Origin of the sequence: Acaryochloris marina S15, from assembly GCF_018336915.1 — a bacterium.
Classification (GTDB): Bacteria; Cyanobacteriota; Cyanobacteriia; order Thermosynechococcales; family Thermosynechococcaceae; genus Acaryochloris; species Acaryochloris marina_A.
This window is the reverse complement of record NZ_CP064923.1, coordinates 3,038,387-3,063,862: the sequence shown is the minus strand read 5'-3', so window position 1 is coordinate 3,063,862 and position 25,476 is coordinate 3,038,387. Positions and strand designations below refer to the sequence as shown.

At 46.5% G+C, this 25,476-nt stretch carries 25 protein-coding genes and 1 tRNA gene; 10 read left to right on the top strand and 16 right to left on the bottom strand.

The genetic code is table 11. The annotated features are described in order from the left end of the window. Positions 1-446 precede the first annotated feature (446 nt). On the bottom strand, positions 447-650 hold the full coding sequence (locus I1H34_RS14185) for a hypothetical protein (RefSeq protein WP_212661742.1): 204 nt from the start codon (positions 648-650) through the stop codon (positions 447-449). Positions 651-1,157: 507 nt separating this feature from the next. On the opposite strand from I1H34_RS14185, the gene scpB reads away from it, so the two are divergent. Together scpB and I1H34_RS14175 are read left to right on the top strand one after the other, a co-directional pair. Continuing rightward, positions 1,158-1,655, top strand: a complete 498-nt coding sequence (gene scpB, locus I1H34_RS14180) for an SMC-Scp complex subunit ScpB (RefSeq protein WP_212661741.1) — start codon at positions 1,158-1,160, stop codon at positions 1,653-1,655. An 875-nt stretch (positions 1,656-2,530) separates the two neighbouring features. Beyond that, positions 2,531-3,634, top strand: coding sequence for an inositol-3-phosphate synthase (locus I1H34_RS14175; RefSeq protein WP_212661740.1), 1,104 nt, complete (start codon positions 2,531-2,533; stop codon positions 3,632-3,634). A gap of 83 nt (positions 3,635-3,717) precedes the next feature. Here the strand turns inward: I1H34_RS14175 and I1H34_RS14170 are convergent, their stop codons facing one another. From I1H34_RS14170 to I1H34_RS14160, 3 genes are all read right to left on the bottom strand, one after another. Beyond that, positions 3,718-4,266 (bottom strand): NAD(P)H-quinone oxidoreductase subunit J, encoded by a 549-nt coding sequence (locus I1H34_RS14170; RefSeq protein ID WP_212661739.1) that lies wholly within the window; start codon positions 4,264-4,266, stop codon positions 3,718-3,720. A gap of 75 nt (positions 4,267-4,341) precedes the next feature. Continuing rightward, positions 4,342-4,704: a photosynthetic/respiratory NAD(P)H-quinone oxidoreductase subunit C gene (ndhC, locus tag I1H34_RS14165; RefSeq protein ID WP_212661738.1), complete on the bottom strand. Its 363-nt coding sequence runs from the start codon at positions 4,702-4,704 to the stop codon at positions 4,342-4,344. Between the two features lie 195 nt (positions 4,705-4,899). Then, on the bottom strand, positions 4,900-6,624 hold the full coding sequence (locus I1H34_RS14160) for a DEAD/DEAH box helicase (protein ID WP_212661737.1): 1,725 nt from the start codon (positions 6,622-6,624) through the stop codon (positions 4,900-4,902). Between the two features lie 487 nt (positions 6,625-7,111). Here I1H34_RS14160 and I1H34_RS14155 point away from each other — a divergent pair, with 487 nt between their 5' ends. Next, positions 7,112-7,387, top strand: a complete 276-nt coding sequence (locus I1H34_RS14155; RefSeq protein ID WP_212661736.1) for a hypothetical protein — start codon at positions 7,112-7,114, stop codon at positions 7,385-7,387. 636 nt (positions 7,388-8,023) lie between these two features. Here I1H34_RS14155 and I1H34_RS14145 read toward each other — a convergent pair. Both I1H34_RS14145 and I1H34_RS14140 read right to left on the bottom strand, forming a co-directional pair. Continuing rightward, on the bottom strand, positions 8,024-8,278 hold the full coding sequence (locus I1H34_RS14145; protein WP_212661735.1) for a hypothetical protein: 255 nt from the start codon (positions 8,276-8,278) through the stop codon (positions 8,024-8,026). Positions 8,279-8,464: 186 nt separating this feature from the next. Next, positions 8,465-9,376 (bottom strand): RNA polymerase sigma-70 factor, encoded by a 912-nt coding sequence (locus I1H34_RS14140; protein ID WP_212661734.1) that lies wholly within the window; start codon positions 9,374-9,376, stop codon positions 8,465-8,467. Between the two features lie 287 nt (positions 9,377-9,663). Between I1H34_RS14140 and I1H34_RS14135 the strand changes: the two genes are divergently transcribed. Beyond that, complete coding sequence (locus I1H34_RS14135; protein WP_212661733.1) at positions 9,664-10,992, top strand: ISNCY family transposase; 1,329 nt, start codon at positions 9,664-9,666, stop codon at positions 10,990-10,992. 10 nt (positions 10,993-11,002) lie between these two features. Here I1H34_RS14135 and I1H34_RS14130 read toward each other — a convergent pair whose 3' ends face one another. Both I1H34_RS14130 and I1H34_RS14125 read right to left on the bottom strand, forming a co-directional pair. Then, entirely contained in the window at positions 11,003-11,185 is a 183-nt protein-coding gene (locus I1H34_RS14130) for a hypothetical protein (RefSeq protein WP_212661732.1), read from the bottom strand. Positions 11,186-11,193: 8 nt separating this feature from the next. Beyond that, on the bottom strand, positions 11,194-11,655 hold the full coding sequence (locus I1H34_RS14125) for a carboxymuconolactone decarboxylase family protein (RefSeq protein ID WP_212661731.1): 462 nt from the start codon (positions 11,653-11,655) through the stop codon (positions 11,194-11,196). A 133-nt stretch (positions 11,656-11,788) separates the two neighbouring features. Here I1H34_RS14125 and I1H34_RS14120 point away from each other — a divergent pair, with 133 nt between their 5' ends. After that, complete coding sequence (locus tag I1H34_RS14120; protein WP_212661730.1) at positions 11,789-12,439, top strand: GIY-YIG nuclease family protein; 651 nt, start codon at positions 11,789-11,791, stop codon at positions 12,437-12,439. A gap of 34 nt (positions 12,440-12,473) precedes the next feature. On the opposite strand, the gene I1H34_RS14115 is transcribed toward I1H34_RS14120, so the two are convergent. The 4 genes from I1H34_RS14115 to moaC form a co-directional block, all read right to left on the bottom strand. Further along, complete coding sequence (locus I1H34_RS14115) at positions 12,474-13,235, bottom strand: ATP-grasp domain-containing protein (RefSeq protein ID WP_212661729.1); 762 nt, start codon at positions 13,233-13,235, stop codon at positions 12,474-12,476. A gap of 166 nt (positions 13,236-13,401) precedes the next feature. Next, entirely contained in the window at positions 13,402-14,019 is a 618-nt protein-coding gene (locus I1H34_RS14110; RefSeq protein WP_212661728.1) for a glutaredoxin family protein, read from the bottom strand. Between the two features lie 168 nt (positions 14,020-14,187). Further along, on the bottom strand, positions 14,188-14,379 hold the full coding sequence (locus I1H34_RS14105; protein ID WP_212661727.1) for a glutaredoxin: 192 nt from the start codon (positions 14,377-14,379) through the stop codon (positions 14,188-14,190). 211 nt (positions 14,380-14,590) lie between these two features. Then, a complete protein-coding gene (gene moaC / locus I1H34_RS14100) occupies positions 14,591-15,088 on the bottom strand; it encodes a cyclic pyranopterin monophosphate synthase MoaC (protein WP_212661726.1) in 498 nt (165 codons plus the stop codon). A gap of 86 nt (positions 15,089-15,174) precedes the next feature. On the opposite strand from moaC, the gene I1H34_RS14095 reads away from it, so the two are divergent. Then, positions 15,175-15,248: transfer RNA gene (locus tag I1H34_RS14095), tRNA-Arg, on the top strand. Between the two features lie 291 nt (positions 15,249-15,539). Further along, positions 15,540-16,109, top strand: coding sequence for a type IV pilin-like G/H family protein (locus I1H34_RS14090; protein ID WP_212661725.1), 570 nt, complete (start codon positions 15,540-15,542; stop codon positions 16,107-16,109). A gap of 31 nt (positions 16,110-16,140) precedes the next feature. Here the strand turns inward: I1H34_RS14090 and coaBC are convergent, their stop codons facing one another. Both coaBC and isiD read right to left on the bottom strand, forming a co-directional pair. Beyond that, entirely contained in the window at positions 16,141-17,346 is a 1,206-nt protein-coding gene (coaBC, locus tag I1H34_RS14085) for a bifunctional phosphopantothenoylcysteine decarboxylase/phosphopantothenate--cysteine ligase CoaBC (RefSeq protein ID WP_212661724.1), read from the bottom strand. Between the two features lie 33 nt (positions 17,347-17,379). Continuing rightward, positions 17,380-17,592: a protein IsiD gene (isiD, locus tag I1H34_RS14080; RefSeq protein ID WP_212661723.1), complete on the bottom strand. Its 213-nt coding sequence runs from the start codon at positions 17,590-17,592 to the stop codon at positions 17,380-17,382. 391 nt (positions 17,593-17,983) lie between these two features. Between isiD and I1H34_RS14075 the strand changes: the two genes are divergently transcribed. Then, on the top strand, positions 17,984-18,499 hold the full coding sequence (locus tag I1H34_RS14075; protein WP_212661722.1) for a DUF4330 domain-containing protein: 516 nt from the start codon (positions 17,984-17,986) through the stop codon (positions 18,497-18,499). Between the two features lie 267 nt (positions 18,500-18,766). On the opposite strand, the gene I1H34_RS14070 is transcribed toward I1H34_RS14075, so the two are convergent. Then, complete coding sequence (locus tag I1H34_RS14070; protein WP_212661721.1) at positions 18,767-19,357, bottom strand: DUF4329 domain-containing protein; 591 nt, start codon at positions 19,355-19,357, stop codon at positions 18,767-18,769. Positions 19,358-19,628: 271 nt separating this feature from the next. Further along, complete coding sequence (locus I1H34_RS14065) at positions 19,629-22,406, bottom strand: CHAT domain-containing protein (protein ID WP_212661720.1); 2,778 nt, start codon at positions 22,404-22,406, stop codon at positions 19,629-19,631. Positions 22,407-22,626: 220 nt separating this feature from the next. On the opposite strand from I1H34_RS14065, the gene I1H34_RS14060 reads away from it, so the two are divergent. Together I1H34_RS14060 and I1H34_RS14055 are read left to right on the top strand one after the other, a co-directional pair. Beyond that, on the top strand, positions 22,627-23,385 hold the full coding sequence (locus tag I1H34_RS14060) for a carbonic anhydrase (protein ID WP_212661719.1): 759 nt from the start codon (positions 22,627-22,629) through the stop codon (positions 23,383-23,385). 89 nt (positions 23,386-23,474) lie between these two features. Then, positions 23,475-25,475, top strand: a complete 2,001-nt coding sequence (locus I1H34_RS14055; RefSeq protein ID WP_212661718.1) for an amylo-alpha-1,6-glucosidase — start codon at positions 23,475-23,477, stop codon at positions 25,473-25,475. Position 25,476 lies beyond the last annotated feature (1 nt).

Genomic DNA, 25,476 nt, shown 5'->3' with positions numbered 1-25,476 from the left:
CCTTGGACTTAACGGTTCTCGGTCTTCTTGCGATGGTACCCCTAAGCTTTTGTGAGGGTGACAACTCTAATTTAAGCTTGCAAAGGATAATAAGAAATGGCGAAAGAACCCGTTTAATTGTGTAATGAACAGTATTAGAAATCTATCCCATCTAATATACTCCTCTCCATTCTTTTGTCGGCATCATAGGGTTTTACTCTGAGAAAACCATGATGTTTTCCTGAAAAGATGAAAGAACTAATCTGAGAAGAGTTAGAGGGTTTGCTGAGAAACCTGAGAAAGACTGGGTGAAGAAGCTGCTTAGGAACAGAGCTGAGTATGGACCAAGTACAGGTGATACTTACACAAAAGCATCCAAAGACCACATTATCCTTGGATACTCAAGTTAAGCTAATCCTGTTCGAGAAAAAGTAAACCCCGAAAAAGAATAGCGACGTTAGCAAAAACTAATCTGAAGCGGTGGCTGTATTATCAGAAGAATTATTAGATTCCTGATTCTCTCCGTTTTGATTGTCCGAAGTGGATTCTTGACGATTAGAATTATACTGACGTCGACCAAAGCGGCCAGAGCCTGAACGCTTACGAAACTTTCGGGCATAAGCTTGATTTCGCAAGGCTTTTTCTTTCTTTAGGTTGCGGCGCTTAGCCATAAATACCTCAACAAGGACGATGGACTTCGAATCTTGGTGGACTACATGCCACCTAACCGAAAGGAGATGAAGTCGGCGGAACAATTTATCGTATCACATCCATGAATTCATCGGTTTCACTTCACCATATTTCCCAAATCTATAGCCAAGTACCAGCGGTTAACGGTCTATCTTGAGCAATTAATTTGGAGAAATATACGGCACTCTAGCAGGACTCAAAAAGCAGCATAGAGAGGGGCTACTGGTTAAACAGGTAGAAGAAAGTAGCCTTTCTCAATGGGATGATCAATTTTTCCCCACCCCAGATGCAGCCCAGGACACTCTAGAGCATCAAAACGATCGGGTGGGGATGATTTCGTCCTGCAAACCTAGATGATATTTTGGTGGAACTGACGGGACGCAATTTGGATTAAAATCCTTACCTATGGTTGCGATCGCGAGCAGAGAAGCTATCATTGGCGCAATACAGATTGTCTTTCCCCCTGCATTGATCGAGGAGCATTTATTGTGGTTGGCACTACTGAAACAGCCGCATCCACCCGTTTAGCAACGGTGATTGAGGCCATTCTCTACCTAAAAGCCCAACCGTTGACCCTCAGCAAAATTGTGGAATACGCTCAATGCGATCGCGATGATGCTGAAGATGCCTTGATCGAACTGATGCAAGATTATGCCCACCGGGATAGTGCCCTAGAAATTGTTGAAACCGATGTTGGCTACAGCCTCCAACTGCGTCAAACCTATAAAAGTATGGTGAATACGCTGGTTCCTGTTGATATAGGAGTTGGAGCCTTAAGAACCTTAGCTGCCATTGCCTTAAAAGGTCCCATTGCCCAAACCGATCTGGTGGAATTGAGAGGATCAGGCGCCTATCAGCATGTCCATGACCTAATGGATCAGGGATTTGTGCAAAGACGTCGTCTATCGACTGGACGGTCTTACCGAGTGCAAGTGACCAATCAGTTCTATCAGTATTTTGAGATTGACCAGCTCCCCAAAATCTAACGTTGCCCAAATCCTACTTTTGTAGTTAAGGCAACCGCTTTTTCTAATTGAGATTGCTAAATTTGCAAAGGCTGGCAAACTTAGCTGAGCATCAAACCATACCTAACCCACGATTGTTTGGTTGATTTGTCAGTAGATCAGGAGATATTGATTCACCTGTGTGATCCTTCAATATCTACCCATTGTTAAGGATATAGACTCTGTATGTTATGCGACACATGTCAGAGAAATCGGACCTGTATACCCCTTGCCCTGGCCCGGACTGACTCAACCCTTCTCCACCAACTGGACACACTACAGCAGTGTGATCTTCAACTCATTCCACCTCACCCCCAGAAGACTAGCCTCCGCCAAAGGATGAGGAAACCCTACCAACACCTGAAAAATCTATTTCTGTTTTGTACCTCTTCGGTTTACCATAGGTTTTTGGTTAACTCCGGTTAACGAATGGTGAAAGCTAAGTTACTATCTTCTAGTAGAGTGCAGGGATATGCGCTAGATCGTTATCCCCTAACATACTAGGTGAACAGATTTGATCTTCCTCCTTGGCATGCTGGACCTAGACTAAAGCGAGAATCCAACCCAAATTTTGTTCTTATCCCATAGGAACCTTGGCTGTTGGAACATTTGTTTTAGTCTTTTGTCGTTGTATTTACCTGGGAAGGATGTTTTCATCAGAATCTTGAACTGTTTCACCAGAAAGTTGTTGATATTCAGGGATTGCAGCGATCGGCTCTATGCAGTTTTTCGCAAAAGAATGTATCTGTTTGGCTGCCATCAAAATTATTAGGTGATGGGCTTTACATTACGGCCATTTGGTTGGATAACAAACAGGTTGCTCGAAACCCTAAATTCTGCGAAGGAGATAAGTTTTAGTGGAAAAGATCAAGATAGCGATAATAGGGATTGGCAACTGTGCAAGCTCCCTGGTTCAAGGGATTGAGTATTACAAAACCAAAAGCCCTGAAGACGCCATTGGCATTATGCATTGGGACATTGGTGGGTTTAAACCCCACGATATAGAAGTCGTTGCGGCTTTTGATGTTGACGAACGCAAAGTTGGTCAGGATGTCTCTAAAGCTATTTTTTCTGCACCTAACTGCACCACTGTCTTTTGCTCAGACCTTCCCGATAGTGGTGTCAAAGTCTCTATGGGTAAAATCTTGGATGGCTTCTCTGAGCATATGAGCGATCACAAGCCTGAATATACGTTTATTCTTAGTCAGGCAGCAGAACCTTCTAAAGCAGATATTGTCAAAAGCCTTAAAGACTCTGGGGCCGAGATTCTCGTCAACTATTTACCCGTAGGTTCGGAAGAAGCGACGAACTTTTACGCTGAATGTGCAATTGATGCAGGCGTCGGCTTTGTCAATTGCATTCCAGTCTTTATCGCTAGCAATCCTCTGTGGGCCGAAAAGTTTAAGCAAAATAATCTTCCCATTGTTGGAGATGACATTAAAGCCCAACTGGGTGCCACCATTACCCACCGCACGCTATCTGACTTATTTAAGAAGCGTGGCGTGAAGTTAGAGCGGACTTACCAGCTCAATACAGGTGGCAACACAGACTTTCTGAATATGCTTAATCGCAGCCGCCTGGCCTCGAAGAAAGAGTCGAAAACCGAAGCGGTTCAGGCAGTATTAGGTGATCGCCTAGACGATCACGATATTCATGTGGGGCCAAGTGACTATGTCTCCTGGCAGCAAGACAATAAAGTCTGTTTTATTCGTATGGAAGGGAAGCTGTTTGGCGATGTTCCCATGAACATAGAACTGCGCTTGTCTGTGGAAGACTCTCCTAATTCTGCGGGCGTCTCTATTGATGCAATTCGATGCTGCAAACTAGCGCTGAAAGCTAAGAAAGGTGGGATTCTCCACTCCCCCTCATCCTTCTTTATGAAGCATCCTCCTCAGCAGTTCACGGATCAAGAAGCCTATGACATGACCGAAGACTTTATTGCAGGTCGTCGGGAAGACTAAGGAAAATCTTGGTTTTGTAAAAAGAAAAGGCCCTACTAAATTTAGTAGGGCCTTTTCTTTTAGCAGATAACGTTTGAGTGAGTTTAATAGGCATCCTGAAGTTCGTAGAAATCTGGACTGATATAGTCCTTACGCAACGGCCAACCCACCCAATCTTCAGGCATAAGGATACGAGTCAGGTTTGGATGACCTTCGTAGATGATGCCATACATGTCATAGGACTCACGCTCTTGCCAGTCAGAGGCTTTATACACCCAATACAGAGTGGGGACGCGAGGATCTTCTCGAGGCAGAAAGACTTTGATTCTGACTTCGGGAGGTTGTTCAGCATTGTCGCTGAGCTTCAAGAGATGGTACATGCTGACTAAATCTTGGCCTGGCCCTGAGTCATATCCGCCTTGGCACAGGAGATAGTTATAGCCGTCATCGACCAAAGCCGTAGCCACATCCACGAGCTGATCAGCAGTCACTTTGACCATTTCTATGCCGAGATGATCGGCTCCCAAGGCTTCAACCGTGAAACCTGCTTGGGTCAGATGTTTGGCGACAGGACCTGCTTCAATAATGGGTGCTGCTTGTTCTTCTGCAACAGATTGTTCGTCTTGCGTTGATTCGGGAGAGGACTCTGCCACCGTTTGCTCCTTTGATATGCACTAGAAAATGAAGAAGAAGTTTTTAGAAAGAAGAAGAGGGAATATCCGATTTCATTAGGACCACTCCAAGGCTCCTTTTCGCCAGGCGTAAACCAAACCCACAATCAGGATGGCAATAAAGATCAGGGCCTCGATAAAGGCTAAAACACCTAGTTTATGGAATGCTACGGCCCAGGGATAGAGAAAAACCGTTTCTACATCAAAAATGACGAAGACTAGGGCAAACATATAGTAGCGAATATTGAACTGGATCCAAGCTCCACCCACAGGCTCCATGCCAGATTCATAGGTTGTTCGCCGAACAGCCCCTTGATTACTGGGACGAAGGACTTTGGACGCACTGAGGGCTAAGAGTGGAACTAAGCTACACAGTAGTAAGAAACCTAATAGATATTCGTAGCCGCTTAAAGCAAACATATAGTAGAGGTCGGATGTGTTCTCGTCGAGTTCTGTAGAACTATTATAAGGTCAGACTCCCCTATTCCCTGGGTTTAGGAAAATAAACCGAGGCTATGTTTGAGTGTTGTGCGGATCCAGGCTGTTCCTTAGTCCCTCTCGCTCTGAACTCTAGTCGTTATACGGGGCGAAAGGGACAAGGAAATGATGACGGATTTAGCTTTTCCCGGCCTTTGCTTTACGGTGGGCATGCTTCTTATTTCGACCCTTGTGGGAGGGTTTAGCTGAGCGATTTCTAGACCGTTCTTCGTTATCGCACAAACTAATATTCAGCTTCTGTCCCCGGACTCTGACCTGTTTCAGATGTTGGAAAACAGATTTTGGCATGCATTCTGGCAGATATACCGTACTGAAGGTATCAAACAATTTGATTTGACCGATATAGCGAGGAGCGAGGTTAACTTCATTTGCGATCGCACCCACGATATTCTTCGGCTTCACCTCATGTTGGCGGCCCACCTCAATGCGGAATAGCTGCATCTGTTGATGGGAGGGTTTACCCAAATCTGCGGCCCAGTTACTGGTTTGAACGGCATGACCCGCATCTGACGATAAATCTTCTTTGGGGGGGACCAAGGGCTTATCTTTTTGCACTAAATAAGCTAGGGAGGCAGCGATTTCTCGCAAGTTCAAGTCCTGCTCCTGCTGATAATTGGAGATCAGATCTTCAAAGAAACCTAGATCCTGATCTTCTATGGTGTCAGTAATCAACTGCTTGAATTGAACAATCCGACGATCGGCGATATCTGCATGACTAGGGATTTGCATCGGCTGAATAGGCTGGCGGGTGGCCTGCTCAATAGACCGCAGCATCCGCTTTTCCCGAGAAGACACAAATAGGATGGCATCCCCTTGTCTTCCCGCTCTCCCTGTTCGACCAATGCGATGGACATAGGTTTCTGTATCGTAGGGAATGTCGTAATTAATCACATGGCTAATCCGTTCGACATCCAACCCTCGGGCAGCAACGTCCGTGGCCACGATGATGTCTAAACGACCGGCCTTGATCCGTTCAATAGTTTTTTCCCGTAAAGGCTGGCTAATATCGCCGCTGAGGACCGCACTGGAGTAACCTCTAGCCTCTAGTTTCTCAGCCAATTCGGCTGCCATAACTTTGGTGCGAACGAAGACCAGCATTGCTTCAAAGTCTTCAACTTCTAAGATGCGGGTTAGGGCATCGAGTTTGCTGAGGCCTCGAACTTGCCAATAGCGTTGGGTTACCGTCGAAACGGTGGCAGTTTTCGACTTGATTTGAATCTCGACGGGATCCTTGAGATGTCGCTGAGCCACTCGTCGAATCGCAGAGGGCATCGTGGCGGAGAATAGAGCGACCTGCCGCCCTTTCGGTGTTGCGTCTAGGATTTTCTCAACATCTTCGATAAAGCCCATGCGCAGCATTTCGTCGGCTTCATCTAGAACAATAGTTGAGAGGTTGTCTAGTTTGAGTGTGCCCCGCAGAAGGTGATCGATCAGTCGTCCGGGTGTTCCCACAACTGCATGAACCCCGCGACGGAGTTGTCGGAGCTGGGTGCTGATATTTTGGCCACCGTACAGGGTGGCGATATGAAAGCCAGGAAGATGGCGAGCATAGGTCTGCATTGCTTCTGCCACCTGAATCGCTAATTCTCGGGTAGGCGCTAAAACTAAGATTTGAGGATGGGCTTTGGATAGATCCAGTCGGCTCAGCAGGGGTAAAGCAAAGGCTGCCGTTTTGCCCGTTCCTGTTTGGGCTTGGCCTAGTAAATCACGGCCTGCTAATAAAGGTGGAATACTCTGGGCTTGAATCGGAGAAGGGGACTCATAGCCGACTTCTTCAACGGCTTGCAGCAACGGTGGTGCGATCTCAAGATCGGCAAACCGAGAAAGGGTAGGTTGTGACATAGGGAAGTTAAAAAGGTTAGGTAACCAGGCCTGACAGCATCACATCAGATCAAGGAATAGGGACAACGGAGGTACATTGCTATACCCCGGACGCAGTTATGGAAGTCTGGGCCAGCTTGTGGCGACGGGTTGACCCAACTCACTAGCTTACAGAAGACCTAACCATCATAAACGATATAGTTCTGAAATAGGTCCAATGTCATGGATATAAAGGCTATCCTCTTGTATGCCAATCCATTTCTAGCCAATGAGCAATCACTAGGATGACTGCATTGGATAGAATGGTTGAACCTTGTGCTTGAGGATTCCGCTAAATATGGAATAGAAAACTACCGTATTAGATTAAAAATGGGAATGGTTGTTAGCCTAGAACAATCTTGTTTTTGACTTTATTATCGCTATGAACTTTGGGCATCCTAAGGATAGAGAATGCCATTTTTAGTAATGGCATAATTGAGCCCTTAGCAGATGATTATTGGAGACTAGCATGTCCCGGAGCAAACTTTCCTCACTGACCCATATTCGCTACACTGTTCACCAGGATGTGAGTGAACCTGCCCTTCAGCTTTTACAATTCATTGCTCAACAAAAAGGCAATGCAACCTTTCAACAACTTTTAATTAAAGCCAATAATTCCCTAGAGACTTTGGTTGAGTTAATCGAAGAATTAATGGCAATGAAGTTAATTCAAGAAACAGATCCTTCTAAGGTCACTTTTGTTGAAGATCCTTGGGATGGCTCATCCGAAGCTGCTGCTTCTTAACTCATCAGAAGCGTTTTCTTCGACTTTTTTGCTAAGTCCTCCTCATTAGAGACGATTACGGACTAGATAAGGGAGGCTTTTATCGGCTTGCTCCTCTATAGTCGAGATGATTGCAGAGATCAAAATACCTGATTAATCTGCTAATCCCAAATCTATGTAAGACCGAACGATTGTCTGTAATCCTGCACTAAGAACTCTGAAATCGTCAGATTCAACCTATAACGCGGTAAAAAAGTCTTCTTTAATTTTATCAAAGGAGACAGAATGTCATGCCGCCAGCTATCTCATACGGTTTGGGAATACAATCGTCATGTGATTTTTTATGCTCAATATCGCAAGAAGCAGATTTATGGCCAGGAATAGGTTATTGCTTGGTTCAGGGCTTCATGATAGGAGCCGGTATCAGGTGAGTGTGATAGAAGAGAAGGCACCTGATACCGGCTCCTACCTCCTATATATAGGCTGATCAGAGTATTCCGCTGAATTATGGTGTGTCGAACGTCGTCGGCTATATGAAGGGTAAAAGCACAATCAACATTGTTTGAGAGTTGGGTAATAGTCGAAATGTAAGCGGCTATAGTCCAGGCTAAAGTGGCTGGCACCTGGCTTATTGGAATCGAGACTGGAATACAGGTGCTATCGTTGCTGTCGCTGAGTGGAATAAATGACCTTATGTAAACACCTTAATTCTTCGGCCAAAGTATTATCTGGCATACCTTCTCCAGCACGCCGATACCAATATCTGGCATTGCTTAAATCTCCTTCGACACGATGTAAGTAGCCATGAATTAGGCAAGATGTTTGGTCTGATTGATGCTCTACCAATTCATGTGCTTCATGCCATTTCCCAGCCATTGCCAAATCCAAAGCATTGATATGCAGGTCAGTCACAGTTCCCCCAGAGATTGACTAAAAACTTTTACCTACTGTTAGTGACGGATTGATTTTTCGCTGTTTGAGTAATTTGTCAATGTATTCTAATCACCTCATAGAATATATTACCTATGAGTAGTAAAAGACATCTTAAATAATCTATTCTTCATTATTGACCTTTTTGCTTGAGATTTTTAATTTTTCTCAATGAAGACTGCTTGCATGATGGGCTTGCTTTAACCTCAGTTTTTCAGGATTTCTGATAAAAAAGATCGAAGTTATCTTGTGCCCTAGCGTCTCTAAGACAGCAATCGTTTCAACTTTGTTTGAGATCGAGAACTGAATCCCCGTTTGGCCATTGACCTGAACTAGATTGAGGGCTGAGATCTGGCCCAATTTGCGTTGATACCGATGGATGGCACGGAGGAATCCGCTTACTTTGGCTGCACCCTGAATGGGCTTGAGGGCTGCAACTACATGCCCTCCGCCATCGGACCAGAGGGTAATATCATCAGCTAGATATTGCAGCAAGCCCTCCATCTCTCCCTGTTGGCAAGCCTGCATAAATTTCAGGGTAAGCTGCTGGTGCTGTTCGGGGGAAGACGAAAATCGAGGTCGTGGTTTGGTTACTTGTTGACGGGCTCGGCGAGCAATTTGACGACAATTAACGGCACTTTTCTCAACGATTGGCCCAATTTCGTCGTAGTTATAGTCAAAGATCTCTCGTAATAGAAAAACGGCTCTCTCGATTGGGGAGAGCCGTTCTAGCATGACCAAAAAGGCCATTGTTAAGGAGTCAGCCAGTTCAACTCGATGATGGGGATCGGCTGAGAGATCGGTGACGATTGGTTCTGGAAGCCAGGGGCCAATATATTGCTCTCGCTGAACTTGAGCGGATCGCAAGCGATCGATACAGAGTCGGGTGATGATGGTGGTGAGATAGCTTTTGGCAGACCGTACTTGAGATTTTGATACGGTTTGCCATTTGAGAAATGTATCCTGCACCATATCTTCGGCATCCATAACGGTGCCCAGCATCCGATATGCGATCGCAAACAAAAGCGACCGATATTCTAAAAAATCATCCGTTGAGGCTACCGAGTCTTGAGTCCCCATAGACTGACTCCAATACCAATTCCTTCTGAAACAGCCAGCAAGATTGCAGTTATTTGAAATAAAACCCCCAAGGGGGTCGGAGGCAACTGTGAAATATGATCTGGACTGATAACGACAAAGTGGTTGTAAAGCCCAAAGAGCAAAGATCCTGTCATCGATAGTAACAGCACAGTTAATGCCCATTGAACTCGCTGTCTCCAGATCACCAGCAATTGTAAATTCAAAATTTTGGCAAGCTAGGTTGTAGTCGTTGAGGATGTATTCATACACTTGCAGAGCCCCAGACGATGAATGAAGGTGTTCTAAATTTCCCTCTCTTACTGCACTGGCTACATCAGCTCATTGAGCACCTCGATGATCCACGTCAACCCAGTAATGGCACCAAATTTAGTCTCAAAGATATTGTATTAGGCGCATTTGCTGTCTTCTTTATGCAATGTCCTTCGTTTCTGGAGTACCAACGCCATGTTCATAGTCGTCATGGTCGTGACAACGCCCAAGCCCTCTTTGAGTTAACAGAACTCCCCACGAGCAACCAAATCAAGAATGTTTTGGACTTGATCGCATTTCGTCTTCTGTTTCCCATTTTTTATCAAATTTATAGCGTTCTCCTACGACGAGGTTATCTAGAGCAATATAAGGTTCTAGGTGGACACCTGTTGGTAGGGCTAGACGGCAGCGAGTATTTTTCCTCAAACCGGATTTGTTGCGATCAGTGTTCTACCAAAACCCATCGGGATGGGAGTGTCACCTATACGCACACCGCCGTGTTGCCCGTCCTCGTTTGTCCGGAAATTGAACATGTCATTTCTCTGGCCCCAGAGTTCATTCGTCCTCAAGATGGTGCGGAGAAACAGGATAGTGAAACCGCTGCGGCCAAACGGTGGATCAAGGGGCATGCTCAAGGGTTTGACGGAGCCAAGATTACGGTTCTTGGCGATGACCTCTATAGCCGTCAACCGATGGTGGAGACTTGTTTAGAGGATGAGTTGAACTTCATTTTTGTCTGTTTGCCCTCCTCCCATCCAGAGCTATATGAATGGGTAGAGTATTTAGAAGGTATTGGAGATGTTGAGCATCTAGAGACTCGGGGCTGGAACGGTCGCTATCATGAAATTTGTCAGTATCGCTATTACAATCGCATCCCCCTGCGTGAGGAGCTACCAGCAGTGATGGTCAACTGGTGCGAAGTCTCTGTTACTCGTGCTGCTGATGGAAAGACTATGTATCACAACGCGTTCATTACTCACCATTTCATCAATGACCAAAGTGTGGCCGAGATTGTCAGTGCTGGACGTGCCCGATGGAAAGCGGAGAATGAAGGACACAATGTCCTCAAAACCAAGGGCTATCACTTAGAACATAATTTTGGTCATGGTCAGAAGAACCTTGCTGCTGTGCTATTGGTACTCAACCTGTTGGCATTCTTATTTCATACCGTCTTGCACTTGGTGGACTCCACTTATCAACGCATGCGAAAGCAACGGGGAACCCGACAAGGCTTTTTTCACGATATTCAGACTTTGACCAAATACTTGCTCTTTGAGAGTTGGGAGCATTTGCTCCAGTTTATGTTGGATGATCCAGAGCCTCGAATAGCAGCCGATACCTCATGAAATATTGAATTTACAATTGCTGCCAGATCAAAAGTGCAGCAATGATGGGCAGAACTGTAATCACCCCACCAATAAAAATGGCTTGTGGGACTGAGATAGGAACCGGAATCAGGAAGTGGGCTAGGCCATGCAGCGCACTAATCACGGCATGGATAACAACTGCAATTATGACTTGGGTTGTTAGGTTGCTCATGATTCTGTTCAAGCGACAGCTGCAACAGTGTAACTGCCAGGCAAGATTTGAGCTGCAATTGCCAGTCGATTCCAGCTGTTGATAGTCACAATTGCCATTAAAATTTTCGTGACCTCTGCGTCCGAGAAATGTCGACACACTTCGGCATAAACCGTATCGGGGACGGCTTTCTCCGAAATGCACGTTACCACCTCAGTTAAAGCTAGGACAGCCCGTTCTGCTGGAGTAAAAAAGGACGTTTCTACCCAAGCACTCAGGGCATAAAGGCGCTGTTCCGATTCGCCGTCGGCTCTGGCTTCTTTCGTATGCATGTCAATGCAGAAGGCACAGCCGTTGATCTGAGAGGCTCGTGTTTTGATCAAATGCAGCAATGGCGGCTTCAGGCCACAGTTATGGAGATAGGTCTCTAATCCCAACATAGCTTGATAAGCTTTCGGATCGGATTGACTGAAATCGAATCGTTGAGTCATGGGAACGCTCCAAAATGGGTTTCTAAACAGGAGACGAATGAAACCGACAAGCTGTGACAAGTTTGGCTAAATTTTCTGATGAAGGGATCACGATGACTGATAATAAAGTTATGTCGGCAAGGGAGCTAAATCTGTGGGTATCGAAAATCCGAATGCGATCGAGCATCAGAATGTACCACAAGCCCATCAAGGGCTACATGACTTTCTCTACAGTTCGGATGATGAGCATACGGCAGGCACCGCGATTACGCCAACCACAGATCAATCCACAGAAGTCCCTATTTCCATCTCTACTTGGTGTGAAGCTGCAGGCGAGGTCAAGGTTGCAGGCGTTTATGCTGTGTTTGATCAAGCCGGCAGTCCCCAATATGTAAACTATTCCCGCAATGTTTCCTTATCCTTGAAAAGCCATATTTCTCAGCATGGTGAGGATATCTGCGCTCAAGTAAAAGTTCAACCCTTTAAATTTCCCAAACGAGCTGAAATGGAGCAGTTGCGGGATCAGTGGATAGACGCCTTCCCCAGTCTTCCGCCTGGAAATACCGGAGACGGCAAATGGGCTGGGTCGGTTAAAGATGCAGCACTCCAAGCTATGTCGGCTCAAGAACGGCAGGTCTATGAAGAAAAGAAAGTGAAATTGCAGAAAGCAATGGCTCTAGGCGTAGCAAGCAATACCCAGCCCCAGAGCGAAGCAGAACGTCGGCAGGATTTGGAGTCTGCAATTAACGATGATAACTGGAGTGAAGTGATCCGCGAACAAACAAAGGAAACTCGTGCAGAATAGGGTTTGTGGCGGTACAGCTATCTACTGATCTTAGCTAGGTTTTACTCTGACTGAGTAGTTCTTCCCACCTCGCTAGGATCATATCAGTATAGTCTTGGGCACTAATCCCATAGGCACCAATGGCAAACCCATCGTTCATTTCAATCAGAGCGGTTTTGCCAGAATCGAGTACACCAAAATCAATCGCGTAACCAGCATAAGCCTCACCCGATTCCCTAAGGATACGGACGGCCTTTTCAACAGTATCTCGATTTACTTGAACCAGCGGATCGCCCTCATAGTGGTGAATCCCTCTGATTTGGGATCGAACAACATAAACTCGATACTCACTGCGCCAATTGACGACTTCCGAACAAATCAGTGGTTCGTATTTTGATACACCTGAAACTTGGGCTAAATCAGACTCAGATTGAAAAATCGCCCCTGTAAATTGCTTTCGACGAGAACAGGGTTTGGCAAAAATGGCAGGATAGTCCCCTTTCTCTAGTCTAATTGCTAGGTCTGATACAGTTGATTGCCAAGTCCGTCGGTGCAAACAATCCTGTAAGCAAATTGGATAGTCATTGGGTTCTGGCCAAGGAATGTTCAGTTGTTTCAACGCCCCCAAAATACAAGGAAGATTGCCGACCACAAGGGTATGTTTACCAAGAGGGAGTTGTCGGCGATGTATACGCTTTTCCGTGAAAAAGGAGTAGGGTATTTTTCTCCGATTTAACTCTTCAACGACCTGTTGCTCTTCTGTTTCTAGTTTTCTATTCCCTAGCTCTTGAATAAAAGCTTTAGTAATCGTTGACATAGGTAAAGAAACAGTGGGATTGCTTCACGCCTGAATGAATTGTCTAGTTTTCCCTGAAGATACATCCATATAACCCTTAAGCTTGTTCAAGCTAAAGCACAGCAACAACTGACTCAATACTTTTATCTAGTCCTAGAGTATTGGTGGGTCCAACTCCATCGAGTTCTTATCTAGATTGAATAGCCGTTTTTACTCCATCATATTCAGGGCGGAATAATCCTTGCTCATGCATCACCTGCTCTAGGCGATCCGCACCACCGATATATTGCCCTCCCAGCCAAATTTGGGGAACGGTAATCGGTGTTTTGGGGCCAACGAGGGGCTTTACCCGTGCCAACATTTCGTAGAGTGAGCGGGGGCTGCGAACCACATCATGGTAAGTGTACTGAATACCTGCTTGGTCTAAATAAACTTTGGCACGTTTGCAGTGGGGGCAGCTCTCTTTCCCAAATAAATGACTTCTTTGAATCGGGGCTTTGCTAGCGTAGGCAGCCGTCACGGCTTCTGTCAGTAATCCTCGGTTGAGGGCGTGGCCTTGGCTAATGACCTTATCATTTACCATCACAATTGGAGCATGCCATCCGCCTTTGAGTAAGGGCTTCCACCACTCTGATAACCATTCGCGGATTTCTAGTGTGACGGGAATGCCTGCTAGCTCATGTTCCAAGGTGTCTAGGATGACATCTTTGGTCAGGGTGCATTCGCCGCAAGGAATTTTGACTTTAAAAGGTCCCCATGCTCCTGCCCAACGGTACAAGGTGATGACAACTTCATGGCCTGACATAGTGTGCTCTCGCTATTAACTTCAGAACTATGTCTACTATGGCTACCCTAAAGAAAAATGCACTGAACCCGAGCTTAATGTTTGATGAGATCCTCCCTTTTCTCAATTCAGATATTACAGAATTTGTAAAACGCTCATATTCTTGTCAACCCAGTATGGGGGATTGGGCTAGGGTTGCCACCATTCCGTTAGCCATTCTCGGATTTCCGATTCCACTGGAATTCCGACTGTCTTGGTGGTTAACGTGTTTAAAAGTGCATTATCTCTGAGAGGACTGTCTTTACTAGTTATGTCGACTTCAACGGAACTCGATGCTACAGCTCGACGGTATATCTCGATTAAAACAGTAGGGCCTGGCATGGTTTACTCCTGGAAATATCTTCACAGTTATATGTACTATGACTTTCCTAACGGAATGGCTCCTGAAACAGAGATGAATGTTGTGTGAGATTTTCTCCTGCCTGATGAGAATGGAGTACGAATCTTTATTCTGCTTCTTAATGGCTAGTTAGACTAACTGTTGCAAGTATGGGTAAGGGTGATTTGGAGTTGCGATCGCAACCCACCATCCCTAATCGACAGAATCTGCTTGCCAATGCCCAGACTTACCCCCAATTTTTTCCAGCAACTGAATATCGATGATTTGCATGGATTTATCCAAAGCCTTAGCCATGTCATAGAGCGTTAAAGCGGCAATAGACACCGCTGTCAGAGCTTCCATTTCCACACCTGTTTCCGCCTTTGTTTTTACTTTGGCTTGGATTTTATATCCGGGTAACTCTGAATGAGGCTGAATGGACACCTCCACTTTACTCAGTGGCAGGGGATGACAGAGTGGAATCAATTGTGAGGTTTGTTTTGCTGCCATGATTCCAGCGAGGCGAGCAGTGCCTAGCACATCCCCTTTAGGTGCATTCCCTGCTTGAATGGCTGCGAACGTTTCATTGTTCATCTTTACCTGGCCTACGGCAGTTGCTTCCCTTACGGTTGTGACCTTTTCTGAAACATCCACCATTTGGGCTTCCCCTTGGTGATCGAGGTGGGTCAGTGCTGATTGTTGATTCGACATAATTAATAAGGGACTCCTGATGTGGACAGCTGTCACAAGTTGTTCTTGCTATACTGTTAGGCTGTGGTAAGATGATAATCCCTTAGGGGCTTGTAGCTCAGTGGACTAGAGCACGTGGCTACGGACCACGGTGTCGGGGGTTCGAATCCCTCCTAGCCCGTTCCATTCCTAAATTTACAGTAACCCCAGATGATTTATGTCTCTCTGGGGTTTGCTTTTGCCAACGAAACTTCCTTCGGAAAGACAGTCTTGGTCTTAATCACTGTTTGCAAGAAAGGTTGAGTACGACACTCCATTTCAATTGAAGGGCTAAAGTCAGGCTAATCTATTGGACAAGTATTGTAGTTTCGTCATAAGAGGTAGATACTTCTTTATGCCTTGTCAATCATTGCGATATTCTACGGCTCTATTAAGTACTGCTGCAGCTTTTTTATTGTTGGCAAGTTGTTCTATGGAGAGCCCAACTAGTGACAAATCGTCTACAAACAATACTTGGCCAGGAACTTGGGAATTTACTGATCCAACCAGTGGGCAAACGATTACCTTCATATTGCAACCTAATCAAAAGTTATATTTTATTGCTCCTGATCCAGTAACGGCCAAGGACAAAGTATTTGAAATTCCACTCACAAAAGTTTCTGATAAGACAGACTTACCTGAGAACATCAAACCCATTTCTTTAGTCGATACCATCACTAATCAGGCAACCAAAGCGCGCGAAGCCTCTGCCCAAAGTACGCTTGGTGCTGTAAATAGAGCCCAACAGGCTTATCGACTTGAGAATCCAACTTTTGCGACTTCCAATAAAGAGTTGCAACTTGGACGTTTTGACGACGAATCTTTCGATATTAAAATTGTCTCAGGTGATGCTAACCGAGCTTATGCAACAGCGACATCCAAACGCTCAGACACTAGGAGTTTTAGTGGTGTCGTCACTGTAAAAGATGGTATTACCAATGCGTATATCTGTGTGACGGAATCCGCATCCCAAACCCCTCCTCCTATAAATTGTGAACCATAGGGTGATGATTAGGGAATAGATTTGTCCATGTTTAGGCTAATCCATCGATGAGAGCCAAGACTTGGTGAGCCATTCGTAATTTGCTGCATATGGGAATAGCCACCTGATGCCCTGCTGAATCCAGAAATACGGCTTGATTCTGATCGGTGCCAAAACCACTTTGGGGTTGATCAATAGGGTTGGCAACGATGGCATCCAATCGTTTTCGCTCTAACTTATCTTGAGCAGGGGCGATGATATCTCCTGTTTGAGCAGCAAAACCAATCAGTTTTTGGTGAGGCTGTTTTTGCTGTCCAAGTTCCGCCAGGATATCAGGAATAGGTTTGAGGGGTAAGTCTGTGGGTAGAGATTTTTTGGGTAGCTTCTCAGGGAAATAGTGGGCTGGCTGCACGTCGCCCACTGCCGCTGCCATGATGGTCCAGTCAGCTTGAGGATACGCTGCTAACACTGCAGCACGCATTTCTTCCGAACTGGTCACGGCTAACGTTTCTAATGGAGGAGTGGTTGGTAATGGGGATGCTACGGGACCATGCACCAACTGAACTTCTGCCCCTCGAGACCAAGCCGCCAAAGCCAGAGCCATCCCCATTTTTCCTGATGATGGATTACCAATAAACCGGACTGGATCGAGGTGTTCACGAGTTCCACCAGCACTGATCAGAATCCGTTTACCCTTTAGATCCCTTTTGCCCTTAGTCACTAAAAGGGAATTGATGTAGGTCAATAAATCAGCGGGTTCCGCCATCCGACCTTCCCCCACGGTATCGCAAGCTAGCATGCCAGCCGCAGGCCCCAACGCGTGATACCGCTGATCTTCAAGTAATTGTTGCCAATTGCGCTGAACCACCGACTGTTGCCACATAGTGGTATTCATCGCGGGGGCGATCAGGATAGGAGCAGTGGAAGCCAACATGGTATTGGTCAACAAATTATCAGCCAATCCCGTCGCTAGCTTGGCTAAGGTGTTGGCTGTTAAAGGAGCTAGGACTAACAAATCAGCCCATTCGCCCAACTCAATATGTAAAGGGCGAGTGTGGTGAGGTTGCCACAGACTCGCGTCTGCATATGCTGGCTGTCGGCAAAGGGTGGTGATGGTTAAGGGGGTAATAAACTCTTGGGCGGCAGGAGTTAGAATCGCCTTAACCTCAGCACCGGATTTCACCAATGCTGAGATGACTTCACAGACTTTATAGGCAGCGATACCGCCACCGATACCAACTACGATACGGGAAGACACTAGGTCGCTATTAGCTCACAAGTAGGATGAGGATTAGGATTCGTCGAATGCTTCTAGGTCTAATAGGTATAGATAAGATTCGGCTAGTTCTGGACGCTGGAAGGCAATCGATCTCAATAAATGCCAATCTTCCAAAGCGGCAAAGGGGGTTTCGTAGTCATCTTCTTCTAACCGCTTGGCGAGTAGAGCTACGTCCTCTTCGGTGAACCCTGAAACTTTTTTGTTTTCACTGTGTGTGACACTCATCAGCTAACCCCCACCTCTGGTATAGACATCTTGGGTAATGTCGTTCAAACAAACCGATCTAGTCACATTTTGGACTTAAATGACCTGTTTGGCTAATTCTTTCCAAGAATGGAAAGAGTAATGAACAAACAACCATATTTCCTACGCCGATCATACCCTTTCTTCATTAAAGACGGTCTGCTTTTTCTTTAGTAGCGATTTATCTATAGAATTCTCAATCAAGATATGTAAAGACCAAGTTCTGTTAGGGAATATCGTGGGCCGAAGCTCTTTTGCTAGGATCGACTTCTCGGCTTACAAGGCCAAAAGACGTGATAGTCTGGCAGCATCAAAAATTTAGTGGCATTCCACTCTTTAGTTTCACCTGTAGACGTCTAGGACTTATTTGCAAATGGCTGTATTGGATTCCAAGGGACGCTTATTCGGTAAAGTCAACCTCTTAGATGCTGGGGCTGTCTTAATCATGTTGCTTGTGGTGGGGGGGATTTTCTTATTCCCAGGACCGTCTGGCACCTTGGCAAACTCCGATGCCAATGTTGAGGTTGACTTATTGGTATTAGGATTGAAAACTCGAAATCCCAAAACCTTGATTAAGGAGGGGGAGAAGGCTAGTTTTAAAATCCGTAACCAGCCGATTGGTGAGGTCAAGATTAAGAAAGTAGAATTTATGCCCAGAACCACATTGGCTCCTCAATCGGACGGTTCTGTCAAAGCCGTTGCCGATCCTAGAGAGGAAGAAAAATTCTCAGTCAATATGATTATCACATTGGAAGGAAAGGGCCAAATGACGGGTAATGGCCCAGTTTTTGGCGGTACTTTAATCAAAGTTGGCCTACCTGTGGAACTAGATGGTGGACTGTACAATTTCAAGCCCAGCGTGATAGATATCCGAGTCCCAGAGGGATAGGATTATTTTGAGGCTGATAGGAGTCGTATTTTGAATTTTAGGACTCTGTTGTGTCTTGAAAGTTGTGAAGATTGATCTCAACTGCTGAGAACTCTTTTTAGGTTGAATCAATGGGCAAAGTCCCAAGTTGAGTAATGTGTCTGAAGTAGATATGAATCCCAACGGCCAGCTTTCCCCTTAATAGGAGAAGGCTCAAGTTACGTTGCTTGCCCCCTGGATCTATGGGCAGATACTCCAGAGAGCAAGCAACGCGATATGTGTAGTGGGTTAACATTCACCCTGGTCATTCGCAGCCCTTTGTCTGAGCTGAGGGATTGTATATTGGGCTTTGGGAGCAAAATTTTGGCATCTACGAAAGTTTGGATCACTGACTACACTGCCTGGCCCGAATAGCATGACTGAATCTTTGTGTTTAGGATCGTTTAACCAAACTCTTCCTGAAGGGGTGGCGATATAGCCATAAATTTTCTCTTGGATATCTGCTTGTAAGTCTTCTACAGAGGGAACTTCTGTGTCGGCATCTATCGTATAGGAACCGTGGGTATGGTACGAAGCAAGGATCGTAAAGCCTACCGGTGGATTATTGGGCTCACAACTATCTGCACGCCCCCGTTTAGGGGATGTTCCAGTGAAAGGGCCGCCGGTGTAGAACCCAAAATATCCACAGTATTCAACCCCTTCTTTAATGGAGAGAGTTTGGACCCTATCTAAGTGTTCAGCAGCAACCTCGTGGAGTTCTTCCAATTCACTGTTAGTGGGACTGTAGTGTTGAGCTAAAGCGATGGGAGAGGTCAGGACCAGCAGGGTAGTTACTAATACACCTGCCAATTTGGTTCGTCGTTTGATGGGTTGAGTCATTGTGCTGCTCCTCAAGGATTTGTAAGGGCGAAGGCTGGTTTAGCGTTCCAGGTTTAAAAGGGTTAGTAGGTTGCTGGGGTGTGCTTCGCTGTTGATTTCACTATCCCAAAGTCAAACTGCAGAAAAAATCCTGAAAACTTCAGATTTATTCAGGAACTTATTCAGGTCTGTGATCGAATTTCAACTCAAGGGCTGACTTGAATGAAAAAAATTGTTTATGATCTTCGTGGCAATCCCAATGGGTAATCCCTTGGCCATTTTATTGCACTGATTATTCAGCTTGTCCCATTAGGGAAAATGCAGCCCAATCTCGTGGGTCGGGGTGCTGTTCACGGGTTTTTAACATGGCATGGCGTAGAGCTTGAGCTTTATCTGGGTTTTGTTGCCAGTGGGTATAGAATTCTGTCATGAGGTTGGCTGTGGGGGCGTCGGGGACGGCCCATAGAGACACGATTAAGCTGGGAGCACCCGAGGCCATCAATGCCCGAGATAAGCCAATCACTCCGTCTCCAGTGATGGTCCCAACTCCGGTATTGCAAGCACTCAGAACCACGAGTTCTGCTTGGAGATCGAGATTGAGAATTTCTGATGTGGTGAGGAGGCCATCGTTTTGTTGGGCCGATGGGGTGAGTGCGATCGCACCTGGAATATTAAATCCTAAATGCTTCAGTTCTTCCAACAATCCGTGGGTCGCTAAATGAATCACAGGTGCTTTGGACATGCGTTTTGTCACCAACGCTTCAGTCGCTTCTGCTCCTGTTAGAGGGGATGTATCGAGCAGTGAGGCAATCTCGACGGCTTCCTGCTCAGCTCCGGGCAAGGGCAGTAGGGGTTCAGCAGGCAGATCTATTCCGGGAGAGAGATGGGGCATGTCGGGATTGCCGACCACCAGCGCTTTTTGGGGACTCTGTAGTAACTGTTTTCGTCGCTGTTCGGTATAGTGCAACAGCTGGATTGAAGGAGCCGTCAGCATCGTATGTCGGGCGATTAAAGGGCCATCTTCTCCTTCTAGGGCTGGGAAAGGCACCATAAATAATTCACGATGGGGGATGAAGATAACGCGTTCATCAGCATTTTTAGGTAGCAAATCTGCGATCGGATCAATGAGAACCTGATGGAGTTGACTCAAATGATCGGGAGACTGGGCAACAGGAAGACCATCCAGGGAAAGAGACATCATGTCTGTACCAGTCCCCATTTCCATTGCTTGTCTCGCTTCTGCAACCATTTGAGGGAGTGATTGCTGCGATTGTTCCGATAGCGCCTTCAGATCCACTTGTCGCAATGAGACTAATCCATCGGGTGTGATCACCCAAATCAGGAGCTGTTCTGGCAGCAGTGAGTACTCGACTAACGTGGCTTTTTGGCTGCGAGCGATGTTGCGAATTTGATCAATGCTTGGGGGGCTAGGCTGCTGGAATTGACTGGAGGAGTCGGCCCCAATACGAGATGAGAGCAACTCAACAAAGGCGCGGGCCCGACCTCGTTCAGCAACTTCTAGGGCTTGATCGGGTTTCTCCAGGGCAATCAACGCAGTTTGTAGATAGGAGTAGGTAATCACCTGAGTCTCAAACAGAGAGACCTTATTGGCATCCGTTAGACCCGGACGCAGAGACTCCCAGATTTCGACTGCCTTCGCTAAAGCAGTCCTGGCCTGGTCATAATCTTTTGCCTGGAGCCAAGTTTCTCCCATATTGTGGTGAGTCAGTCCCACCCCAGGTTGATTCTCAATGACCTGATTAATCCCTAGAGCTTGCCGAAAAACCTTGAGGGCTTGTTTCGCATTTCCCTGTTGACGGTAAGCTTTACCCAACAGATTGAGGGTAGAAGCCATTCCCGCCTGATCCTCAATTTCGGTTGCCACCGCTAAAGTGGATTGCAGCACCGTCACGGCTGTATCTGTTTGTCCAAGCCCCAATAGGGCTGCTCCTCGGGTTTCCAGAATCAGGCGTTCATGAAAACGCTTATTGGGAAAGGCGGGCGGTATGTTATCAAACAGCCCCTGAGCTTTATCTAAAGCCTTTAATGCTTTGGCCTGCTGCCCTTGACGGATAAACAGTCGGGCTTGCCAGCCATAGAGCAATGCTTCTTCCTTCGCATGTTCGTATACACCTCCCCCATCTAATCGGAAGGGGTTTTGATTACCCAGAGAGACAGATGCTTGCTGAAGTAAGTCTTGAGCCTTAGGATAAAGCGCTAATCGTTCATAGACGGACGCTAGGCTGGTGAGAGAAACCACGATGCCTGATTCATCGGTAATCTCTTGACGGAGCTGAAAGGCTTGTTCATAAGTTGCTAAAGCTTTGGGATAGTTGCCCAACTGTTGATGAATATCGCCTAAGCGGTTCAGGGTGTCCCCTAGTTTGTGGCGATCACTATTTTGCTTGTAAGTATTTTGCAGCGTTTGAAAATTTTGTAGGGCTAATCGTAAATTACCTTGTTGATACTGTTGTTCTGCGGTTGCGAATTGATCCTGAGCTTCATCACTAAACAAGCAAACGCTGCTAGGTGTAACGGGACAAAGTTTTTTCTGGATCGGATTCGACAATAGATTGAGGGAGGTGAGCTTTTGTAGAGGCGTTAACATGCTCACATCTTGAATTTGATTTAGATCTAAGACCACATAACTGAGGTTGGGGAGCTTAGCTAAGGGCGATACATCTTTAATTTGATTGCGACCGGCCAGAAGGAAACTCAGATTGGGTAAGTGGCTTAAGGGGCTGAGATCCTTGATCTGGTTGTCCATAAGGTTAAGGTTGCTCAGATGAGGTAAAGACTTGAGGGGACTCAAATCTGTTATTCCCTGACTCTGGAGGTTAAGCCCTGGATTAGAACCCAGAACCTGCTCTGCTTCAAGACAGTCCTCGGTTTTCGCAATTTTTAATAAGGTCGTAATGGTATGGCGTTGTCCTGGTTCGAGCTGGACAATATTGGTGCACCAGTCTGAGAACTGTTTCTTTGGGACAGCGTTTGCAGAGGAGAGGGGATGAAGTGCTATCCCAAGACCAAATAGTGCTAAAAACCTAGCCCGAAAAGCACTTGGACGCATAGGATGAAGACAAATAACCAATACATATTAGGGTGCCCGATTCGAGCAAACTTGTTCTATGTAGGGTGAGGGATGCGGTTTTAATATGTGCGGTTCGGTCCCATCCATAATCTTGTTCTGGAAATAGCTCTTGGGAGTATGAGGCGGTTTAGAAATCTTGATTCTTTGGAGGCAATGATTGACTTACAGTCAAAACAGCCTGCTTTATACCTAGTTAATTATGCGTCTCTTAAACAGTGCTCTTTCTTGCCTGATTGGTTGTATTTGGATGTTGTTGGCGACACCTGCGATCGCAACTCCGATCTGGAGTTATGAAGGCGCATCCGATCCGGGACATTGGTCAGAATTGCAGTCCGACTATTCCCTCTGTTCAACGGGGCAGGCGCAGTCGCCGATCAACTTGCGATCGCAAGATCTCAACAGCGATCACGAAACCCTAAATGTGGACTACCACTCATCTCCGCTGGATGAAGTCAATAATGGGCGCACGGTAACGGTGAACTATGAAGCCGGAAATACCCTCACCCTGAATAGTCAGACCTATGAATTAGTCCAGTTTCATTTTCATGCTCCCAGCGAGCACCTGATTGACAATAAAACCAGTGCCATGGAAATGCACCTGGTCCATAAGAACGCGGCCAATGAGCTGGCTGTGCTGGGAGTCATGATCAAGCCAGGGGCTGCAAATCCTTTATTGGATGAGATTTGGGACAATATGCCTGGGGTAGAAAAGGAGAATGCACCTAATTTAGATATTGATGTTAGCTCGCTACTGCCCCGCGATCGCAGTTTTTACCATTACCAAGGTTCATTGACGACACCCCCGTGTAGTGAATCTGTGAATTGGGCGATTCTACAGCAACCGATTCAAGCTTCCCGCCAGCAAATCAATACCTTCAAGTCTAGGTTTCACGCTAATGCTAGACCGGTCCAAGCCCTCAATAATCGCCCCATTCAGTTTTCTGATTCTTTAAGTTAATTGAACATCCCCAACCAACCTAACGATAATGTCCCTAAGCTAGCGGCATCATCTCTGTAAGATGAACAGCTACGAAAGGGGGATACAGAATGATTCAGTTAGGGCGAGAGATTACTAGTGATCTCAAAATAGCCTCTTCCCGAGAATGGCTCGTGACCAATGGCATAGGTGGATATGCCGCGGGAACTGTGGCGGGCCTATTTACCCGGCGTTATCATGGGCTGCTAATCGCTGCTTTGACCCCGCCCTTGGAACGAACGCTCTTACTTTCTAAACTGGAGGAAGCGGCTCTTTATAACGGTGAATTGTTTGATCTCTCTACGAATCAATGGGCTGACGGTAGTGTCACCCCCCAGGGGTATCGATATATTGAGCAATTTGAGTTGGAAGGAACGGTTCCTTGTTGGCGCTATGCCCTGGCTGATGCCCTGCTGGAAAAACGGGTGTGGATGCAGCAGGGTGAAAATACGACCTATATCCACTATCAGCTCAGGCGGGGTAGTGGTCCGGTAGCTCTATCTGTCAAAGCATTAATAAATTATCGAGATCACCATAGTCAAACCCATTCCCATCAGTGGCAAATGCAGACTCAGTCTGTTGCCCAGGGCATTCGAATTAAGGCTAATGAGACGGCGACTCCCTTTTATCTATTGGTCAGCCAGGGGGGCTTAGTTACGCAACACCACTGGTACCAAGGGTTTGAATTGGGGCTGGAGCAATACCGAGGATTAGATGATCAGGATAATCATCTCCATATCACGACTTTAGAAGTCGTTCTGAACCCCGGTGATAGCTTGACAGTGGTCGCCAGTACTCAACCTCATGCCAATTTAGATGGGGCCACCGCCTTACTTGAGCGCCGTTTTTATGAGGAAATGATTCGAGGCGAGCTGGACGTTACACCCGCATCCCCAATGCCCCAATGGATTCAGCAATTGGCCTTAGCTGCTGATCAATTTATTGTGAATCGTCCCTTAGCTGAAGAACCGGAAGGGAAAACGGTGATTGCAGGCTATCCGTGGTTTGGTGATTGGGGGCGGGATACCATGATTAGCCTACCCGGTCTGACTATTTCTACAGGGAGACCTCGCATCGCCCGCACGATTATTCGCACCTTTGCCCGGTATTTAGATCAGGGGATGTTGCCTAATGTTTTTCCTGAGGTGGGCAAGCTACCAGATTACAATACCGTCGATGCGATTCTCTGGTACTTTGAAGCCATCCGTATCTACACTGCGGCGACTCAAGATAATGAACTACTGGAAGAGTTGTTTCCATCCTTGGTCCGGGTGATCGATTGGCATCGGCAAGGTACACGCTACCAAATCCATGTGGATATAGATGGGCTGCTCTATGCAGGGGAAGAGGGAGCACAACTGACCTGGATGGATGCCAAAATTGGTGACTGGGTGGTTACCCCAAGAACGGGAAAACCCATTGAAATTAATGCCCTTTGGTATAACGCTCTGCGGAGTATGGAACGGTTCGCTCAACAGCTGGGCCAGCCCCAGCAAGTTTATCGAGATATGGCCCAACTGATGTTGGAAGGGTTCCAGCGGTTTTGGCAGCCTACCCAAGGCTACTGTGCCGATGTGCTGGATGGTCCGCAGGGAGATGACCTCACCTTGCGGCCCAATCAAATCTTTGCCGTATCGCTCCCCCTAGTGGCGGGAGCAGCGGATTATCCAGCGTTGCTGACGGATGAGCAACAGCAGGCGGTGGTTGAGACCTGCGGACGTTATTTACTCACGTCTCATGGATTGCGATCCCTCTTCCCAGACGATCCACAATATCAAGGGACCTATGGGGGAGATCAGGTTAAACGAGATAGTCGCTATCACCAAGGAACTGTATGGGGTTGGCTCCTAGGTCCTTACGTCCAAGCCCATTACCGAGTTTATAAGAATCCCAAAGAAGCGCTATCACTCCTCAACCCCATTGCCAACCATCTTCAGACCCATGGCCTGGGCAGTATTAGCGAGATTTTTGATGGCGATCCACCGTTTTATCCCCGAGGTTGTTTTGCCCAAGCTTGGTCTGTTGCAGAAATTCTGAGGGCCTGGATGGATATTTCCCAGCAGCAATCCTAAA

Excerpts from the sequence above, each read along its gene's own strand:
- I1H34_RS14130 (WP_212661732.1), bottom strand. The coding sequence starts at position 11,185 with ATGAGCAACCTAACAACCCAAGTCATAATTGCAGTTGTTATCCATGCC.
- I1H34_RS14075 (WP_212661722.1), top strand. The coding sequence starts at position 17,984 with ATGGCTGTATTGGATTCCAAGGGACGCTTATTCGGTAAAGTCAACCTC.
- I1H34_RS14115 (WP_212661729.1), bottom strand. The coding sequence starts at position 13,235 with ATGTCAACGATTACTAAAGCTTTTATTCAAGAGCTAGGGAATAGAAAA.
- I1H34_RS14055 (WP_212661718.1), top strand. The coding sequence starts at position 23,475 with ATGATTCAGTTAGGGCGAGAGATTACTAGTGATCTCAAAATAGCCTCT.
- I1H34_RS14125 (WP_212661731.1), bottom strand. The coding sequence starts at position 11,655 with ATGACTCAACGATTCGATTTCAGTCAATCCGATCCGAAAGCTTATCAA.
- I1H34_RS14060 (WP_212661719.1), top strand. The coding sequence starts at position 22,627 with ATGCGTCTCTTAAACAGTGCTCTTTCTTGCCTGATTGGTTGTATTTGG.
- I1H34_RS14135 (WP_212661733.1), top strand. The coding sequence starts at position 9,664 with ATGAATGAAGGTGTTCTAAATTTCCCTCTCTTACTGCACTGGCTACAT.
- isiD (WP_212661723.1), bottom strand. The coding sequence starts at position 17,592 with ATGAGTGTCACACACAGTGAAAACAAAAAAGTTTCAGGGTTCACCGAA.
- I1H34_RS14155 (WP_212661736.1), top strand. The coding sequence starts at position 7,112 with ATGTCCCGGAGCAAACTTTCCTCACTGACCCATATTCGCTACACTGTT.
- I1H34_RS14070 (WP_212661721.1), bottom strand. The coding sequence starts at position 19,357 with ATGACTCAACCCATCAAACGACGAACCAAATTGGCAGGTGTATTAGTA.
- I1H34_RS14160 (WP_212661737.1), bottom strand. The coding sequence starts at position 6,624 with ATGTCACAACCTACCCTTTCTCGGTTTGCCGATCTTGAGATCGCACCA.
- ndhC (WP_212661738.1), bottom strand. The coding sequence starts at position 4,704 with ATGTTTGCTTTAAGCGGCTACGAATATCTATTAGGTTTCTTACTACTG.
- I1H34_RS14065 (WP_212661720.1), bottom strand. The coding sequence starts at position 22,406 with ATGCGTCCAAGTGCTTTTCGGGCTAGGTTTTTAGCACTATTTGGTCTT.
- I1H34_RS14090 (WP_212661725.1), top strand. The coding sequence starts at position 15,540 with ATGGAGAGCCCAACTAGTGACAAATCGTCTACAAACAATACTTGGCCA.
- moaC (WP_212661726.1), bottom strand. The coding sequence starts at position 15,088 with ATGTCGAATCAACAATCAGCACTGACCCACCTCGATCACCAAGGGGAA.
- I1H34_RS14140 (WP_212661734.1), bottom strand. The coding sequence starts at position 9,376 with ATGGGGACTCAAGACTCGGTAGCCTCAACGGATGATTTTTTAGAATAT.
- I1H34_RS14110 (WP_212661728.1), bottom strand. The coding sequence starts at position 14,019 with ATGTCAGGCCATGAAGTTGTCATCACCTTGTACCGTTGGGCAGGAGCA.
- I1H34_RS14105 (WP_212661727.1), bottom strand. The coding sequence starts at position 14,379 with ATGCCAGGCCCTACTGTTTTAATCGAGATATACCGTCGAGCTGTAGCA.
- I1H34_RS14185 (WP_212661742.1), bottom strand. The coding sequence starts at position 650 with ATGGCTAAGCGCCGCAACCTAAAGAAAGAAAAAGCCTTGCGAAATCAA.